The 17,242-nt window shown below is 38.3% G+C and carries 15 protein-coding genes; 10 read left to right on the top strand and 5 right to left on the bottom strand.

Going from position 1 to position 17,242, the window contains the following annotated elements; genetic code table 11:
• Positions 1-338: 338 nt before the first annotated feature.
• Complete coding sequence (locus tag LBYS_RS06820) at positions 339-569, bottom strand: helix-turn-helix domain-containing protein (RefSeq protein ID WP_013408138.1); 231 nt, start codon at positions 567-569, stop codon at positions 339-341.
• Between the two features lie 688 nt (positions 570-1,257).
• Between LBYS_RS06820 and LBYS_RS06815 the strand changes: the two genes are divergently transcribed.
• The 3 genes from LBYS_RS06815 to LBYS_RS18235 are packed head-to-tail and all read left to right on the top strand — an operon-like array spanning position 1,258 to position 7,070.
• Positions 1,258-2,496: a TlpA family protein disulfide reductase gene (locus LBYS_RS06815; protein WP_013408137.1), complete on the top strand. Its 1,239-nt coding sequence runs from the start codon at positions 1,258-1,260 to the stop codon at positions 2,494-2,496.
• The gene (locus tag LBYS_RS06810; RefSeq protein ID WP_013408136.1) at positions 2,493-5,681 is read left to right on the top strand and encodes a SusC/RagA family TonB-linked outer membrane protein; all 3,189 of its coding nucleotides are present in this window, start codon (positions 2,493-2,495) and stop codon (positions 5,679-5,681) included. Before LBYS_RS06815 ends, LBYS_RS06810 begins: the two co-directional genes overlap by 4 nt.
• A gap of 42 nt (positions 5,682-5,723) precedes the next feature.
• Positions 5,724-7,070, top strand: coding sequence for a RagB/SusD family nutrient uptake outer membrane protein (locus LBYS_RS18235; RefSeq protein WP_013408135.1), 1,347 nt, complete (start codon positions 5,724-5,726; stop codon positions 7,068-7,070).
• 52 nt (positions 7,071-7,122) lie between these two features.
• Here LBYS_RS18235 and LBYS_RS06800 read toward each other — a convergent pair whose 3' ends face one another.
• From LBYS_RS06800 to LBYS_RS18230, 3 genes are all read right to left on the bottom strand, one after another.
• Positions 7,123-7,407: a hypothetical protein gene (locus LBYS_RS06800; RefSeq protein ID WP_013408134.1), complete on the bottom strand. Its 285-nt coding sequence runs from the start codon at positions 7,405-7,407 to the stop codon at positions 7,123-7,125.
• A 56-nt stretch (positions 7,408-7,463) separates the two neighbouring features.
• The gene (locus tag LBYS_RS06795) at positions 7,464-7,886 is read right to left on the bottom strand and encodes a MauE/DoxX family redox-associated membrane protein (RefSeq protein WP_013408133.1); all 423 of its coding nucleotides are present in this window, start codon (positions 7,884-7,886) and stop codon (positions 7,464-7,466) included.
• Between the two features lie 103 nt (positions 7,887-7,989).
• Positions 7,990-8,916, bottom strand: coding sequence for a helix-turn-helix domain-containing protein (locus LBYS_RS18230; RefSeq protein WP_013408132.1), 927 nt, complete (start codon positions 8,914-8,916; stop codon positions 7,990-7,992).
• Positions 8,917-9,250: 334 nt separating this feature from the next.
• On the opposite strand from LBYS_RS18230, the gene LBYS_RS06785 reads away from it, so the two are divergent.
• Positions 9,251-9,628 (top strand): iron chaperone, encoded by a 378-nt coding sequence (locus LBYS_RS06785; RefSeq protein WP_013408131.1) that lies wholly within the window; start codon positions 9,251-9,253, stop codon positions 9,626-9,628.
• Between the two features lie 62 nt (positions 9,629-9,690).
• The gene (locus LBYS_RS06780) at positions 9,691-10,107 is read left to right on the top strand and encodes a DUF1801 domain-containing protein (protein WP_013408130.1); all 417 of its coding nucleotides are present in this window, start codon (positions 9,691-9,693) and stop codon (positions 10,105-10,107) included.
• A gap of 126 nt (positions 10,108-10,233) precedes the next feature.
• On the opposite strand, the gene LBYS_RS06775 is transcribed toward LBYS_RS06780, so the two are convergent.
• On the bottom strand, positions 10,234-11,061 hold the full coding sequence (locus LBYS_RS06775) for a uracil-DNA glycosylase family protein (protein ID WP_013408129.1): 828 nt from the start codon (positions 11,059-11,061) through the stop codon (positions 10,234-10,236).
• A 717-nt stretch (positions 11,062-11,778) separates the two neighbouring features.
• Here LBYS_RS06775 and LBYS_RS06770 point away from each other — a divergent pair.
• The 5 genes from LBYS_RS06770 (at position 11,779) to LBYS_RS06750 (ending at position 17,219) form a co-directional block, all read left to right on the top strand.
• Positions 11,779-12,561 (top strand): glucose 1-dehydrogenase, encoded by a 783-nt coding sequence (locus LBYS_RS06770; protein ID WP_041823480.1) that lies wholly within the window; start codon positions 11,779-11,781, stop codon positions 12,559-12,561.
• A gap of 749 nt (positions 12,562-13,310) precedes the next feature.
• Positions 13,311-13,502 (top strand): helix-turn-helix domain-containing protein, encoded by a 192-nt coding sequence (locus tag LBYS_RS06765; RefSeq protein ID WP_013408127.1) that lies wholly within the window; start codon positions 13,311-13,313, stop codon positions 13,500-13,502.
• A complete protein-coding gene (locus LBYS_RS06760) occupies positions 13,499-15,046 on the top strand; it encodes a type I restriction-modification system subunit M (protein WP_013408126.1) in 1,548 nt (515 codons plus the stop codon). The genes LBYS_RS06765 and LBYS_RS06760 overlap by 4 nt, the downstream gene beginning before the upstream one ends.
• Positions 15,043-16,050 carry a virulence RhuM family protein gene (locus LBYS_RS06755; RefSeq protein ID WP_013408125.1) on the top strand — a complete coding sequence of 336 codons (1,008 nt, stop codon included), beginning with the start codon at positions 15,043-15,045 and terminating at the stop codon, positions 16,048-16,050. The genes LBYS_RS06760 and LBYS_RS06755 overlap by 4 nt, the downstream gene beginning before the upstream one ends.
• Entirely contained in the window at positions 16,047-17,219 is a 1,173-nt protein-coding gene (locus LBYS_RS06750; protein ID WP_013408124.1) for a restriction endonuclease subunit S, read from the top strand. The genes LBYS_RS06755 and LBYS_RS06750 overlap by 4 nt, the downstream gene beginning before the upstream one ends.
• Positions 17,220-17,242 lie beyond the last annotated feature (23 nt).

The raw sequence follows: 17,242 nt of genomic DNA, 5'->3' as shown, positions 1-17,242 counted from the left end.
CTTTTAATAGTAAATTTGGTAGACTTGAAAAAATTATTGTCCTTTAGGGCAAAATATAACTATAACGCAGTAGTTTCCTTCATCCAAACAATCATTCCTTCTTTTTCATGTAGCATACGTTCATACAGAGCTATTTTCACTTCATGCAATCTAAGAATAGTCCCCAGAGAGTCATGTTTCTGCCGGGTACAGGGTATCTCAAAATTCTGCATCAATATTTGTGATACCAATACATCATTAAAACTCCTGATAGCCTCCTCTGATATTGAGACTTTAGAGGAAATGAAAATGGTTCCAGGGAAGATATACTTTTAAAATTCTCCATACTTTTCAGGCATTCAGCTAAACGGTTCTACCTTGCTTTTAGACCAATCAGAAGGATGAAGTAGCTCTCTGATGTCTACCCTAAGATATTCCGCTATGAGGTAAAGTTTGTGGAGGTCAGGCTGTTGTTTATTGTGAACCCATCGAGATACAGTTTCCTTCCTAACTCTTAATAGCTTTACAATGTCATTGTTGCGTACGCCTTTTTGGTCAAATACTTCTGACAGCCGATTAATTTTGCTCATTGAATAAAAAAAAAATGTTATAAAAAGTTGACTTTTAAAATCAACTTTTCTATATTTGTTATTAGATATGGACACAAACCTTTAGATGTGATTATCTAAAGCGACAGATATCACTCGTTCGAAATCCGCCAGATTGCCGCCACGAGTTGATCGGAGTGTTCGCCTTAATACTGGAATTATTGTTGTACTTTTGTATAACTAATCCAGTAAGGCGTTCCCCGTTAGCTTTTGGGGCAATCCCCGGCCTTACGGTTTGGGGAGGTTTCTGGCGGAACCACGAACGAAAGTGAAGGGGGCGCTTTACTGGATTTTTTTTAGCTCCCCAAGAACTTCCCTCGTGATATCGTTTCATAAATTGAATAACTATGAGTACGATGCCATCAACCCCAACAGCTTACAGCAAAAAGACACTCTACAAGAACATCATCTGTTGGCCAGACTAAACCGCCCTACGTTATGCAGTCTGTGGGAGCTTCAATGCCCGCTGGTTTGCTAGCAGGTACGGGCACGCCATGACTACACCCGGCCTTTCTTGCTATCAAAAAAACGCCACAACTGCTATAATGAATGAGCAGGTCTTTAATTTGTATTCGCACCATAAATTTAGCCGCTTTTTTTCATAATGCAAACGTGTCGTCAGTGAGTTAGGTCGGTTTTTTCTCATCTCCAAACCTAAACTTTAAGAACTGTGAACGTAAAAAACTACGTAAGGGCATTACTATGCCTTTATCTTACTATTCTTCTGCCAATATGTAATGTCCACGCTCAGGCGTTTAAAGTGGGGGACACCCTACCTGAGGAGCTGTGGAACATGCCACTTCAGGTGGTAAATCACCCGGAGGGGAAAGAGACCATTACCCTGAAGGAGTATAAGGACAAACTTATTATCCTGGATTTCTGGGCGACTTGGTGTGGCTCCTGCATAAAATCTCTCGATAAGATGGACAGCTTGCAAAAAGAGTTTGCAGGAAAGCTAGTTGTGGTTCCTATTACGTATGAAAGCGCGATAAAGGCTATACCCTTGATTTTGAAAAGAGGCTTACTGTTACCAAGCGTGGTAAACGATAGCATACTCAAACAATTTTTCCCGCATGAGAGTATTCCACACCAGGTATGGATAAAAGATAGCAGTGTGATGGCCATTACAGGTCCAGCCTACACATTTCGAGAGAATATCGAAAACGTTCTGAAAAATAAAGAGGTTAAGATAGTTATGAAAGAAGAGGAGGATCCACATTTTAACCCCAAAGACATCATTATCCCCTCAGAAACTTCATTTATTGAGTCTGGGCTACTCAGAAAGACACGTTTTTCAGGAACGCGTATGGGAATCTCCTCCCATGGGTTCTATTATTACAATACTTCTATTAGACACCTCTTCATAGCTGCTTATCGAAATCAGTTTCCGTTTATTAATGCCCCCAACCGTATTATTGTTGAAGCCTCTGACCCCTGGAAGGTTAATTTTCCTCCAAAACCTACCACTACAGAAGAGGCTAAACGATATGAAAAGTGGAAGCAGGAAAATATGTACACTTACTACCTGCGCTTTGCAAAGCCTCAAACGAGAGAGACGATCTTAAAAATGGCTCAATCTGATCTGCAAAACTACTTTGGGCAAATCGAAAATCTGACAGCCGTTATTGAGAAAAGAAAAACCTTGTGTCTTATTCTAAAACCAAGTGCAAACCGCCCACAGGCCTATAAGGCGGTCAATACTTTCAGAATAAGGGAATTTGTTGATTTGCAATCCGCAATTCCGGTGATTGACGAAACGGGGAATCCCCCATCACGTACACCCTTAAATTATGAAAATATACCTGTGGACTATGAGAACCTTAAGGTCTTCTTTTCTTCGCTCGGCATTGACCTGACTAAAGAATACAGAGATATAGAAATGATGATCATTAAAGATAAACAACAATGAAAAGAATATTTATTTGGTGCATAATGCATTTATTTGCTTACCCTTGCTCGGGTCAATACCATTTTGCAGGGCGGGTGATATCTTCGACAGAAGGCACCCCTTTGCCAGACGTTTACATTTCATTAAAGACAAATCAGGTTCTTGCTGTTACTGATAGCCTTGGGACCTTTCGGTTTACAAATGCGGAAAAAAGTATAGCTGTAATTATGTCTAAGGTTGGGTTATTGCGTAAGGAACTGATACTGTCTGGTAACTCCACCGCAGTTGATATTGAGATGGAGGAGTTGACCACAGAATTACAGGAAGTGACTGTATCTACTGGATATCAACACCTCTCCAAAGAAAGGGCAACTGGCTCATTTACCTACATTGATAATGAACTTCTAAATCGCAGTGTCAGTACAGACATTATAGGCAGGCTGGAAGGGATCGTTGGAAGTTTGCAATTTGATAGAAGGGGAATTAATAACGCCGGTAACGGCAATGACTATCGAGGCCTTAGAATTCGTGGAATAGGTACTCTTAACGCCTCAACTGGCCCACTTATTATTCTGGATAACTTTCCCTTTGAAGGCGATGTAAACTCAGTTAATCCAAATGATATAGAAGCTGTTTCAATATTGAAGGATGCAGCCGCGGCAAGTATCTGGGGCGCAAAAGCCGGGAACGGAGTAATAGTAATTACTACCAAAAGCGGAAAGTATAATTCCCCTTCCACTTTGAGTTTTTCCACCAACTTAACTTTTCAACCTATACCCGACCTCTACTATAGTGATGCATTTCTGGAGTCTGCGGCCTTTATAGAAGTTGAAAAGTATTTGTACGATACAAAATTCTTTCAAAATAGTATTAATGATCCCAACCGGGGAGCATTAACCCCCGCTGTAGAACTGTGGAACCAATACGATAAAGGCATCATCAGTAGAGAGGAATTAGATAATCAGCTTGCGACCTACAAAAATACAGATCTCCGACGTGAAGCCGAAAAGTACCTGTATCGACGTAGTTTGAATGCCCAGTATTCCCTACGAAGTACGGGAGGAGGGAAAAAATACAAATACTTTGTCTCAGGAGGTTATGACAAGAATATGGATAATATTATAGGAAATAATTTTGAGCGATATTCCCTTAATTTTTCCAATCATTTCACCCCTCTCAAGTTTGTAGAGGTCACAGCCGGTTTAGCATACACACGATCTAAACGCCAACAAAATGGAATAGGATTAGGTGATATCAAGGGGAAGAAGTACCCTTATGCAGCTTTACAGGACGATTTAGGAAATGCACTGGCTATTCCTTACAATCATTCTTTGTCTTTTGCTGAAAATGCAGTAAACGAAGGCTTATTAAACTGGGAGTATAAGCCGCTCGAAGATAGAGGGCTGATGAGTAATACCAACAACGCATCAGAGTTCAGAATAAATTTAGGAGCAAGGATTGACCTTTCAAATGCTTTGGCTGTAGATCTGAAATACTATTCACAGCAAACTGTAACCGGTGAGAAAAACCTTAACCTTAAAGACTCCTATAAGGTAAGAGATTTGGTAAACCGGTATACAAATAGCAATATGACAAGGGCTTTCCCCTATAACGATATCTTAAACGTAGTAAATAGTGAAGGCTCCTCAAACAATCTCAGAACCCAGATTTCATATAATCCAATTTTTAATAGGAGCAAATTAAACTTTATATCCGGTATAGAGTTAAGAGAGCATATTACTACCACTTCAGGCTTTGAGCTATATGGCTACAATAGTCAGCTACTTACTTATAATAATTTAATTGACTATACAACCCTGTATCCTACTCGGCCTCTCGGAACAGCGCGGATTCCACAACCAAATTTTGCAACAGGGAAATTGATTGACCGTTTTTACTCTTCTTACATGAATTCTTCTTATGATTTTAAGGGAAAATACATTTTATCCGGAAGCCTTCGATGGGATGCTTCCAACCTTTTAGGTGTAAAGACCAATCAGAGAGGGGTTCCACTATGGTCTGCCGGGATGCTTTGGAAACTGAAGAATGAACCCTTTATGAAGTCAGAGAAGGTAGACGAACTGGATTTAAGGGTTACTGTAGGTCAAAGCGGAAACCTGAACAAGTTAGCCACAGCCTTACCTAGCATCCGGTATCTAACAGATGCTCTTACCGGACTTCCGAAAGCAGTTGTTCGAAATCCAGGTAACCCACAACTTCGCTGGGAGAAAGTAATGACAACGAATTTAGCATTAGACTTTTCTCTATTTAACCGAAGAGTAAGTGGTACATTTGAATACTATATAAAAAGCAGTTCGGATCTTTTAGGGAGCCCTTTGATTGATCCTACGGTAGGATATAAAACGGATGACAGTTTTATGCTCTTCCTGATAAACTACGCCGGTCTAAGAGCTCAGGGTGCTGACCTTGAAATCAATACCCTAAATGCGCGAGGAACTGTGCGATGGCAAACTACCTTGTTAACAGGCTTTGTCAGAAGTAAGGTAACCCGCTATGAGCAGGTAGGGGTGAGCTCTGTACTGTCTTATACATATAATATATCGCAGAATCCTATTTTAAATCGATCGCTGGATGCTATATTCAGTATTCCTTGGAATGGTTTAAACCCTCAGAACGGTGACCCCATTGTCAATGTAGAAGGGAAACCGTCAGATAATTTCACAGCCTATTTTAACTCCCTCAAATTAGATGACCTTACCTATTCAGGGGTAACCATTCCACCTACATTCGGAAGCGTGAGGAATACTGTTTCTTACAAAGCACTTTCACTCAGCATAAACCTAACTTGGAAGGCAGGGTATGTTTTCAGAAAAAATAGTGTAAACTACTATGATTTATTTTCCTCAGGTAGCGGACATAGCGATTTTGCCAAGCGGTGGGTCAAACCTGGAGATGAATATAGTACAGATGTTCCATCCATGCCTGCTGCATTAAACCTCCACCGCGATTATGTTTATTTATACTCCGAGGCATTAGTGGAAAGTGGGGACCATATACGAATCCGGGATATCAACATTGCTTGTGATTTGAAGCACAAAGCCCGGCAAATGAAGGTCTTTCTCTATGCTGATAACCTTGGCATTATCTGGAAAAAAACTAAATCAGACAGAGACCCGGACTATCCGATAGCCCTATTTCCACCAACTAAATCAGTTTCACTTGGTGTGAAAGTCGACCTAAATTAAATGGGTCGCAAACAAAATCTCAAATGTTAACAAACGATGACAATGAAAAATAAAATATTCATACTTTTGGTGATCCTCACAATGTCTTCTTGTATGACCGATTGGTTGGGAGTATCACCAAACCAAAAATTGGTCGTTATTACTTCACTATCAGATATGCGAGCTCTTTTAGATAATACCGATATATTAAATTCGGGAGATTCTCATTTAGGAGAAGCCAGTTCTGACCACTTCGTTCTCTCGCAACCCTCCTGGGCTGCTCTTTCGAGTGTTGAATTAAAGAATGCGGCCATATGGGCGTATGATATTTTTGAGGGTAGGGGAAATCTCTGCTGGGAAAATGCCTTTCAAAAAATATTTTATTCAAACCTCGTACTTGAGAAAATTGAGGAATCGCAAGACAAGGATAAAAATAGTGTAGAAGGGAAAAGCGTAAAGGGTGCTGCATTGTTTTTTCGGGCGTGGAGCTACTTTCATATTGCCCAGATTTTTTGCAATCAGTATTCAGAAAACGCCGTTGACGATCTCGGACTTCCACTTAGGGTTGAATCTGACATGGAAATCCCTTCAAAACGCAATACTGTAAAAGAAACTTACGATTTGATCATTTCAGATCTCTGGCAGGCAACAGAACTTCTGGAAGAGATTTCGATAGTAAAAACGCGGCCTACAAAAGCCGCCGCATATGGTCTGTTGGCTAAGGTTTTTTTGCAAATAGGCCAATATGATCATGCTCTCCAAGCTGCGGAGAAATGTATGAGTTTCAATAACAAAATACTAGACTTTCAAACCCTGGATAGTTTGAAACCTTACCCATTCGCAAGATTTAATGAAGAAGTTATCTTTCATAGCGCTATGCGAACCACTGGTATATTCTCAACCAGTAATTTGGATGTATCACCTGACCTTTTTCAGTCATATGACCAGGGCGACCTGCGGAAAACTCTCTTTTTTGTAAGGCGATCTTCCGGCTTGATTGGTTTTCGAGGTTCTTATCATGAAAGTAATACTCTTTTTAATGGCATTTCTGTAAATGAAATGGTTTTAATAGTGGCAGAGTGTAGTGCCCGTTTAGGGAATGTCGATAAGGCACTGGAATATATTAACTCTCTTTTAATAAAGAGATATAAAAGCTCATCTTATGTTCCTGTTAGAGTTGAAGGGAAGGAACAAGCCCTAGCTTTGATTCTCAAGGAGCGTAATAAAGAACTCCTTTTTAGAGGTGTACGATGGCACGATTTGAAGAGATTGAAGAGGGAGTACTTAATAACTTTAGTTAGAACTGTAGGTAGTGAAACTTTTAGGCTTCCTCCGGATGATAAAAAGTGGACACTTCCAATTCCTCCCAATGTGGTGAGATTATCAGGAATGCAGCAAAATGAGAGATAAAAGGTATAAGCAGTATGCTTGCAAAAAGCACAACATACTGCTTATCCTCTCTTTAATTATTCCTTTTAGCTTCCCCGGCATATGATCCATGATTATATGCATCATTGACAGTCATGCCTGGGGGTGGCGTTATATCTTCCGAAAACGCCACGGCACAAACTGTTCCCTCATCGTCTTGGCAGTTGCCATCAGGACTTTCATCCAGAACGATGCCCCCCACTACTTTATACCAGTGCTCAGAAACATTTTGCTTCTGAATTACTTTAAAAGACATCGTTCCGATGCCCAACAAAAGCGCGAATACCACGATAAGGTTTTTTACTAAAAAGGTTTTCATTGTTGTAAAAAATTTAAAGTTGAAAAAAAATATGTATGCCTTTTGGCCGGCCAGCCCTAAGCGGTTTTGCCTCCCGCAGCTCCGCTTCGATGTAGGTTCAATAATCCGTAGGCACTTAGAAGGAGAAAGGCCAGGTTGAAAAAGAAATGCTGTTTCCAAGTCAGTTGACTGATGACACTACCACAGCCACATGGGAGTTTATCCCAGGCACCTAATAAGGCAAGTCCTATATAGGAGGTGAATACAGCCATTAAGGCAGTGGAGAGGAGCAGGCCTGCCTTTCGCCACTTCTCAACTACCAATAAGATGATAGTAGCCGTCTCCACCACAGGCAAAAGGTAGGATAAAACTTGTCCTAGTTGATCTGAGAACGGTTGGCGGATAAGCCCATTTTGGAAGATCTCAAAGTTGATCCATTTGTCTATGCTAACCGGTATCCACAGCGTTAGTAGGGCGAGAGTGATTAATTTTAACTTCATGACTTTGTAAACTTTTCTCTACAAAGTTCCTGATGCCTGAAGTCATAAACTAGAAAATAATGACAGTAAAATGTTTATTGTCAGTGAATTAATTGTCATATTTTCAGACGTATCCATGTTTTTTCATCTCGTATCTTAGGGCACTCTCATCGTTATACCCTACTTGATAAAAGATCTTGCTCAATGGCAGGTTATGCTTTACTTTTAATTCTAATGCTTTTGCCAGCCTTTTACTTGTATAGTACTGGTGGGGAGTGATGCCAAATTCTGTCTTAAACTTCGTGCGTATTTGATTCGTATTGGACTGTAGAAGATCTGCCAGAACTTGTAAACTTATATCCGGGTTAGTATAATTCTGATCTAAATATTCCTTAACTCTCCAAGATATCTTTTGCATTTTTTTAGTGGCCATTGAATTATATCTGTCAAGGATCATAGAGATATGATACTTCAGCTGGGCTTCAAACTTGACCTTAGTAGATGGTAGATTGATGTAGATGTTTTTTAGATGGCGAGAAACCATCCGATCTATTCTACAAAACGGTAGATGGGAGAAGGGGAATTTTTCCTGTCGTTCACTAAAGGACTTGATGCTATCAAGATCTTTAGATTCCTTTTGCAAATACTCTTTCAAATGGTAAATGCACAGTATAGTGTATTTACCTTTCGGTAAATCCAGTCTATATCTTCCCGTTTCATTATGAATTAGAGCAAAATGGCCGGATTTAGCTTGACAGGTGAATAGTTCTTCTACTGTCTTGATCGTAAAAGATCCCTCCAATAAAAACAATAGGAAGTATTGGGGAGAAAGCATCTCAAAGATCATTGAGAATAGCTTTTTGGTAGACAATTCCACCAGTTCAATATAGAACGGAGAGCTGGCAACTTGCTGTTGTAACAGTTCAGCCTTTTCAAAGAATGCTTTCCGAGGATGTTGAATGGGCGAAAAGGTACTCTGTGGGCTTATTGTAGGTTTAACGAGGACGCGCTGAACGGTTTGAGTGAAATGTAGTTTGTAAGGCTGGTTCATGGTCTTCTAAAGTTAAAAAGTGTGGGTGCTAAAGAATAGAATAATTTCTTGATTGTCAAAAAAATATAGAATGGTTTTTAATCCATTTTTGCTTAAAAACTGCCAGATTTTCAATTTTATACTTTTTTTTAGGTAAATTTTTTCAGGATATGAAAAAGATTTTTCTGGAGATGAAAGAAAAATTAGATCTTAATATACATGAGGCTAAATGCCGCATTTGTCCCTGTATTACTTAGAGGACGGATATATCATGTTGTAAGGCTGTAATGGAGTGAAGAGGATTAATTTTGTCTATTCATTTATGGATAGTACGTTTGTTGAAAATTTCAGCCTTATGTTAAAGATGAACAAGGACATCAAGGATGTGGATCAATACATCGCAACCAGTCCGGAAGAAATCCAAGGAATTTTAAAGAAGGTTAGATCTATTATACAAAAGCATGCACCGGAAGCGGTGGAAAGCATGGCCTATTGCATGCCGGCTTATAAAACCTTTAAAAAGCCTTTGGTCTACTTTGCTGCACAGTCTAAGCACTTGGGTTTTTATGCTACCCCGCAGGGTAATGAGGCCTTTGTAGAAGAATTGTCGAAATACAAGCAAGGAAAAGGATCTATTCAGTTTCCTTATAACGATGTGCCTTATGATCTGATTGAGAAGATTGTAAAATATAGGGTAGCTGAAAACGAGGCGATGTATAAAAATAAAGTTTAGATTCTTTCTCTAGCTTCTTCTGAGAGTAGCCATTTATATTGCAGTTCTTAAAGCAACAGCTCATGTCAACCTCCTACACCTCTGAGAATCCACTTTCTTTCATTCAAACCAAGGTTGAGAATGAAGCCCAGCGTGCAGATAGCTTGGAATTGATACACTTGTTCAAAAGTTGGTCAGGCTGGGAACCCAGAATGTGGGGAACATCCATCATTGGCTTTGGCAATTATCATTACAAGTACGCATCCGGGCATGAAGGTGACGCACCTGTATTAGGATTTTCTCCGAGAAAATCTGCTACCTCCCTTTATGTGTATTCAGACACAGAACGGAGTAAAGAGCTTCTTGCGCAACTAGGAAAATACAAGATGGGCAAATCGTGTATCTATGTAAAATCTCTAAAGGATATTAACAAACAGGTCTTAGAAGAGCTTTGCAAGGAGACCATTGCCTATCTAAAGAAGAGGTATGGGGTGGAGTAAGGAAATCTTCAATTGCTGAAAAAAATATTTTGAGTTTCTTCGTTTGTTTAAATTTTAGCAAATAGAATAAAATTTTTACAATTGAATGATTTGGAATAATAGAATTGGGGAATTCCCCCAATTCCACTAATTTTCAAAGTGATTTTGAATGTAATTGTTGCCAGCTGCAATGCCAGACCAATGTTGAATGGGTTGGGGGGTATCATTATCTGTAAAATGGAGTTTCTTTAGCCATAAAGACCAAGAAAGTTTTCGATAATCATTTACAGTAAGATTTAGTTGGGTCTCCCGATTGATATTATTAATACTTCTAGTAAAGCTTCTATCAGCATTTTTACTTGGAGATGCCAAGGATATCAAATTAAAAGTAACATCATTATTAGTAATTGCCTTTAAATAACCATTCTGATTAAATCCTGTGAAATTATGATTTACTAGTGAGTGACGTAGCCATGTCGCTACTGAAGGGTTGTTGTTATTTAAATTATATATTGGGGCTCTCCCTCCTGAGGTCATAAAGATATTTTCTAAATTAGGAAAGGTTAATAGTAGATCTAAGATATTATTATACCGTATTTGATGCAAATTGTTGTCATTATTGTAAATTCCATTTCGTTCTACTTCTAGTAGGATATCAGCTATTCCTATTTTCAACCTTCTAAGTATATCTATTCGATTTTGAAAAGTTGCTGACGGTAAGTTCGATAGGTGGCCTAGTATTGTCCAAAAATTATTTTGGGGGCTACCATAAAAGAATTCAGGATATAATCCAATGGGTTCGTCGATCGAAACATGTGTGGTTGGAAATGAGCCCAAAAAGATACTTTTAATATCTCGATTTGGAGCAAAAACAAAGGAGTTCTGATTCTCTGAGATAAACCACTCATTTTCTTCAAACTGTCCGTGATTGTGGTTTTTCCATCTTCGGGTCACAAAGGGGTGAAGTTCTGGCATAATAATTTAATATTTAAGTTATAATTTAAATATAAAAAATTAATAAAGGTTAAAAGGGGGTGTTTGGAGTTATAAAATTAAGTATATATTAAATATTATTTATTTTTGCTGCAATAAAAATGTACATTATTTTGTATATCTATGTTTTTTTAAATATTATATAGAATAATGGAGTATTCCGATAAACATAATATTTATTTTTTGTATCATTATTTTCATGATGTACCAGGTCAATGATCTTTAGAAATCAAGTTGGGAACTGTAGCCTGTATATAATGGGTCGGCTGCAAGAATAATCCATAAATTAAAAATGAAAAATATCTGGAGGATTTTTTGTAACCCATAATAAGTAAATCTATTTTAATGAAAACTAATTTGGTTTTAATTGGGCCACAAACATGCAAAAAGATATATGATGGTGGAATTAATAGGGCGATTAGATAAGATTTGTGAAAGTTTTGATATTGGCCGTAAGTGATAGTAATTTTTCAAACTTTAAGTAGGGAATAGCGCTATGTAGTTGCTATTCAACTTATAATAAATGGATCTTATTTGTAATATGGCTTTTTACTAGATGTACTTTATATGTATTTCCATTCCATGTGACCCAGGTCATATTTTTTCTCCTACATAATGTTTAATTTCCATTTTGATTCTCTGGAAATAAGGAAGGAAAGGTTTTCCAGTGCTTTGAGTAGGAACAATTAAACGGATAGTATGAAGAATAAAGTAATGATCATCACGGGTGCCGGAATGGGACTTGGATTAGCAACAGCGAAGGAATTGGCATCAAAAGGTGCGCATCTGGTTTTGGTAGATTACAATGAACCCGCATTAGCTGAAGCAAAAACGGAAATATCTAGGGAGTTTCCTGAGGTTAAAGTGGTAACCGTTTTTGCGGATGTATCGGATGAGGAGGCGACAAAAAACTATGTTAAAGTGGCTGTAGATACCTTTGGTAGAATCGATGGTTTTTACAATAATGCCGGCATAGAAGGGCGACAGGCCCGTATGACTGAATATGATCTTGATATCTTTAAAAAGGTCATTGACATTAATTTGATGGGAGTGTACTTTGGCTTGCGCTATGTCATTCCGGTGATGCAAAAACAGAGGTACGGCAGAATTGTAAATGCAGCTTCAGTAGGCGGCATACGTGGGGTGATGAACCAATCGCCCTATGTGGCAAGCAAGCACGCAGTGTCCGGTATGACTAAGAATGCGGCTTTAGAATACGGTAGAGATGGTATCTTAACGAACGCCATTGCCCCAGGAGCCATCCTTACCCCTATGGTTGCGGAGGCATTCAGGCAGATCAATCCAGCAGATCCCAAAGCGGCAGAGATAGAATATGCTCAGCATAATCCTACCAAACGCTTAGGTGAACCGCATGAAGTGGCAAAGGTGGTGGCCTTCCTGTTAAGTGAAGATAATTCCTATATAAACGGACAAACCATAGCTATCGACGGTGGAGAATCTAACATTTACGGGAATGCCTGATTTTCGTAGAAATATATAGAGGTAAATTACTAGCCCAAGCCCCGTTATGGGGCTTTTTTTAATTCGTCTCACTTAAATGTACACTAGCCCTCTAAAATGTGGGTTCACCCAGAAGCAAAAAAACTAAAACCTTTCAGTTTCAGGGGTTAGAACCCAGGACCGGAGTTCAAACAGGGAATAATGTCCATTTCCGGGATAGTAAATCAATTTATATTTTAGAACAAAAGGGATTACTCAGGAGGGCTTTGGAAAAACAAGTAGTAAAGATGATCTTCAACATAGAAACGCTTATGTCTATTTAAAGAAATGCATTGATAAGGAGAGCTATTCACATTAGGATTATATTGTACCTGGATTTGTTCTGAATTTAAGTGTTGTCATATGTAGGGCTACTTAAACTAGTATTGCCTTTTCTTCATTTCTCTTTAACATTTCCTCTTTCCAATGTAGGGTATTCCTTAACTTAATGTTTCTAGTAGTGGCTTTTTGGGATTTCAAGAAAGTATTTCAGTGAACATCCTTCCATGAATCTATTTTTGCCCTGTTGTATTTATTTTAACTCTCTGAAAGATTCCAAATATTTTGCATCCTACATTTTTTATTTATTTGTTTTTATTCCACAAATATCTCATAAGCTTTTAGCATTACTCGAGCCTAAGTTCGTAAATTAATTTCACGAAAAATCAAGTATTTTTTATATTGAAAAATGAGATATTACATCTATAATTGCAGAAACATTTCACATTAACATGAACAGGATTAAAGAGGTGTTGGAAATAAAAGGTATAAAACAGACTTGGCTAGCTGAGCAACTGGGTAAAAGTTATAATATGGTAAACGGTTATGTGCAAAACAGGCAGCAGCCCAGACTAGAGGTGCTTTTTGAAATTGCAAAGATATTAGACGTGAAACCACAAGAATTATTAAAAGAGAGATTATGACTAGTATTTTACAAAGACAAGAATTACAAAGTAAAATATGGAAAATAGCCAACGAAGTTCGCGGCTCAGTGGATGGATGGGACTTTAAACACTTTGTGTTAGGTACATTATTCTATCGTTTTATAAGTGAGAATTTTACGGATTATATAGAGGCAGGTGATACTTCTATAAATTATGCTAAATTCAAGGATAGCGATATTCCAGAAGAAGTAAAAGTAGATGCCATAAAGACGAAGGGGTATTTTATTTATCCTTCTCAGTTGTTTGTAAATGTGGAGGCTAAAGCTGATGACAATAAGAATCTTAATACTGATTTGAAACAAATCTTCACGGATATTCAAAACTCTGCGAATGGTTATCCTTCGGAGCACGATATCAAAGGTTTGTTTGATGATTTTGATACCACAAGTACACGCCTTGGGAATACTGTAGAAGAAAAAAACAAACGTCTTTCGGCTGTACTTCATGGTATAGCTGAATTGAATTTTGGTTCTTTTGAAGAAACAAAGATTGACTTGTTTGGAGACGCTTATGAATTCTTGATACATAACTATGCGGCTAATGCAGGTAAGTCAGGTGGAGAGTTCTTTACACCTCAGGAAGTATCGAGATTATTAACACGTATTGCGTTGCATAAGCAAACCAAGGTGAATAAGATGTATGACCCTGCAGTTGGGTCTGGCGCCTTACTTCTACAAGCCAAAAAGCTTTATGATGAGCATTTTGTGGAAGAAGGCTTCTTCGGCCAAGAAATTAATCATACGACCTACAACTTAGCGCGTATGAATATGTTCTTGCATAATGTCAATTACGATAAGTTCAATATCGCTTTAGGGAATACCTTGACGGATCCTCATTTCTTAGATGATAAGCCGTTTGATGCCATTGTTTCTAATCCTCCGTATTCGGTGAATTGGATAGGTTCAGATGATCCAACTTTGATCAATGATGAGCGTTTTGCTCCAGCAGGTGTGTTAGCACCTAAGTCTAAAGCGGATTTTGCTTTTGTAATGCACGCATTAAGTTATTTATCGGGTACTGGGCGTGCAGCTATTGTTTGTTTCCCTGGTATTTTCTATCGTGGGGGTGCAGAACAAAAAATCCGTAAATATTTAGTAGATAACAACTTTGTAGAAACGGTGATATCCTTAGCACCTAATTTATTCTACGGAACGAGTATCGCCGTAAATATCTTGGTATTATCAAAGCATAAAGCTGATACCAAAACGCAGTTTATTGATGCTAGTGGTGAAGCGTTCTTCAAGAAAGTAACCAACAACAATATCCTTGAAGAAAAGCACATCGCTGAGATTCTTCACCTGTTTGATAGGAAAGAAACGGTAGATCACGTAGCGGTAACTGTAGATAATAAACAGATTGCCGAGAACGATTATAACCTATCGGTAAGCTCGTACGTAGAGGCGAAAGATACACGCGAGGTGATTAACATCGAAACGCTTAATCAAGAATTGGAAAGTACGGTACAATCCATCAACGAGCTTCGTGCTTCTATTGCGAACATCATCAAAGAGATTGAAGCATGAGTGAACTGATATTATATACCACCGAAGACGGTTTAACCAAAATAAACGTCAAATTAGAGGACGAAACCGTTTGGCTAACCATAGACCAAATGGCGGAATTATTCAATAAAAGCCGCTCTACTATTAATGAGCATATCTTAAATATTTATCAGGAAGGTGAATTATTAGAAGCGGATACCATGAGAAAAATCGGAATTTCCGATTTTTCTACCAAACCGACCAATCACTATAATTTAGATGTCATTATATCAGTGGGTTATCGTGTAAAATCTATTCAAGGTACACGCTTCCGCCAATGGGCTACCCAACGCCTCAAAGAATACATCGTCAAAGGGTTTACCATGGACGATGACCGTCTAAAAGGCTTGGGCGGTGGCAACTATTGGAAAGAATTACTCGACCGCATTCGCGACATTCGTTCGAGTGAAAAGGTGATGTACCGTCAGATATTGGATTTGTATGCCACGGCGGTGGATTACGACCCAAAAAGCGAAGCCAGTTTGACCTTTTTCAAAATCGTACAAAACAAATTGCACTATGCCGCACATGGGCATACAGCCTCTGAGGTGATTTATATGCGGGTAGACAGCGACAAACCTTTTGCAGGATTAACCAACTTCAAAGGCGAAGCACCTACCCAAGCTGAAGCCATGATAGCCAAAAACTTCTTGGAAGAAAAAGAACTCAAAGTACTCAATAATCTGGTAGCGGCATACTTCGACTTAGCAGAGCTGAACGCCATAGAAGAACGCCCCATGCGCATGGACGACTACATTCGCGAGTTGGACAACATTCTCAACAGCACAGGGCGTAAAGTCTTGGATAACGCAGGCAGCATTTCTACGGAAAAAGCCAAAGAAAAAGCAGTAGCCGAATACAAAAAGTACAAAGCCAAAACCCTCAGCAGCGTGGAAAAAGAATACCTCAAAACCATCACAGCATTGGAAAAACAAGCCAAGCAAGCTGATAAACTAAGCAAAGCCAAAAAAGGAGGAAAAGCATGAGTACATTAAAAGCATTATTGAAAGATGTGCCGGTGGAGTGGAAGGCTTTGGGAGGAATAGTGAAAACGAAAACAGCACCTTCAAAAATAAAGCGTGAACACTATTGTCTTTCTGGATCAAATCCTATAATTGATCAAGGGGCGCAATTTATAGCAGGTTATACTGATGTGAATTTTCCTATGGTTGAAAAAAATGAATATATCATTTTTGGCGATCATTCAGAACATATCAAATATGTTGATTTTTCATTCATTCAAGGTGCTGATGGTCTAAAAATTTTAAATTCGAAAAACAATAATGTAAAATATCTCTATTATTGCTTTTTAAGTTTTTATGAAAAAGAGGGAAGTTATCAACGCCATTGGACAAAAGCTAAAGAAACTTTAATCCCTATCCCATACCCTAATGATCCTGAAAAATCATTAGCCGTTCAACAAGAAATTGTAAGGGTTTTGGATGGTTTGAGTGAACAAAATAAAGCCTTAACCGCTGCTTTAGCCCAAGAAATAGACCAACGTAAAAAACAATACGAATATTATCGTGAAGAGTTGTTCCGCTTTGAGGGTAAGGAAGTGGAGTGGAAAACTTTGGGGGATGAAAATGTTGGGAAATTTACTCGAGGTAGTGGATTGCAGAAAAAAGACTTTACTGAATTTGGAATTGGCTGTATACATTACGGACAAGTTTATACATATTATAATACTTACACTTACGAAACCAAATCTTTTGTTTCGGTAGATTTTGCTAAGAACGCTAGAAAAGCCAAAACGGGTGATTTAGTTATAGCTACTACAAGTGAAAATGACGATGACGTATGTAAAGCTGTAGCTTGGTTAGGAGAAGAAGATATTGCTGTAAGTAGTGACGCATGTTTTTATTCACATTCATTAAATCCCAAATTTGTCGCATATTATTTTCAAACAGAGCAGTTTCAGAAGCAAAAAAGAAAATATATAACTGGTACAAAAGTTCGCAGAGTAAATGTAAATGACTTAGAAAAAATAACTATACCAAAACCAGTTATAACTGAACAAGAACGCATTGTCCATTTATTAGATCAATATGATGAAGCGACTAAAAACATTGTTGCGCAATTAGAAAGAGAAATAGAACTGAGAAATAAGCAATACGAGTATTATCGTAATGAGTTGTTAGGGTTTAATGGTTAATGGATAATGGTTAATTGTTAATG

Origin of the sequence: Leadbetterella byssophila DSM 17132 (assembly GCF_000166395.1) — a bacterium.
In the GTDB taxonomy this organism is placed as follows: Bacteria; Bacteroidota; Bacteroidia; order Cytophagales; family Spirosomataceae; genus Leadbetterella; species Leadbetterella byssophila.
Note: the sequence above shows the minus strand (reverse complement) of the source record. Positions and strands in the feature narration are given on the sequence as shown.

What these genes read in the sequence shown, in the direction of transcription:
- LBYS_RS06820 (WP_013408138.1), bottom strand. Translation starts at nt 569, where the DNA reads ATGAGCAAAATTAATCGGCTGTCAGAAGTATTTGACCAAAAAGGCGTA.
- LBYS_RS06810 (WP_013408136.1), top strand. Translation starts at nt 2,493, where the DNA reads ATGAAAAGAATATTTATTTGGTGCATAATGCATTTATTTGCTTACCCT.
- LBYS_RS18235 (WP_013408135.1), top strand. Translation starts at nt 5,724, where the DNA reads ATGAAAAATAAAATATTCATACTTTTGGTGATCCTCACAATGTCTTCT.
- LBYS_RS06800 (WP_013408134.1), bottom strand. Translation starts at nt 7,407, where the DNA reads ATGAAAACCTTTTTAGTAAAAAACCTTATCGTGGTATTCGCGCTTTTG.
- LBYS_RS06795 (WP_013408133.1), bottom strand. Translation starts at nt 7,886, where the DNA reads ATGAAGTTAAAATTAATCACTCTCGCCCTACTAACGCTGTGGATACCG.
- LBYS_RS18230 (WP_013408132.1), bottom strand. Translation starts at nt 8,916, where the DNA reads ATGAACCAGCCTTACAAACTACATTTCACTCAAACCGTTCAGCGCGTC.
- LBYS_RS06785 (WP_013408131.1), top strand. Translation starts at nt 9,251, where the DNA reads ATGTTAAAGATGAACAAGGACATCAAGGATGTGGATCAATACATCGCA.
- LBYS_RS06780 (WP_013408130.1), top strand. Translation starts at nt 9,691, where the DNA reads ATGTCAACCTCCTACACCTCTGAGAATCCACTTTCTTTCATTCAAACC.
- LBYS_RS06775 (WP_013408129.1), bottom strand. Translation starts at nt 11,061, where the DNA reads ATGCCAGAACTTCACCCCTTTGTGACCCGAAGATGGAAAAACCACAAT.
- LBYS_RS06770 (WP_041823480.1), top strand. Translation starts at nt 11,779, where the DNA reads ATGAAGAATAAAGTAATGATCATCACGGGTGCCGGAATGGGACTTGGA.
- LBYS_RS06765 (WP_013408127.1), top strand. Translation starts at nt 13,311, where the DNA reads ATGAACAGGATTAAAGAGGTGTTGGAAATAAAAGGTATAAAACAGACT.
- LBYS_RS06760 (WP_013408126.1), top strand. Translation starts at nt 13,499, where the DNA reads ATGACTAGTATTTTACAAAGACAAGAATTACAAAGTAAAATATGGAAA.
- LBYS_RS06755 (WP_013408125.1), top strand. Translation starts at nt 15,043, where the DNA reads ATGAGTGAACTGATATTATATACCACCGAAGACGGTTTAACCAAAATA.
- LBYS_RS06750 (WP_013408124.1), top strand. Translation starts at nt 16,047, where the DNA reads ATGAGTACATTAAAAGCATTATTGAAAGATGTGCCGGTGGAGTGGAAG.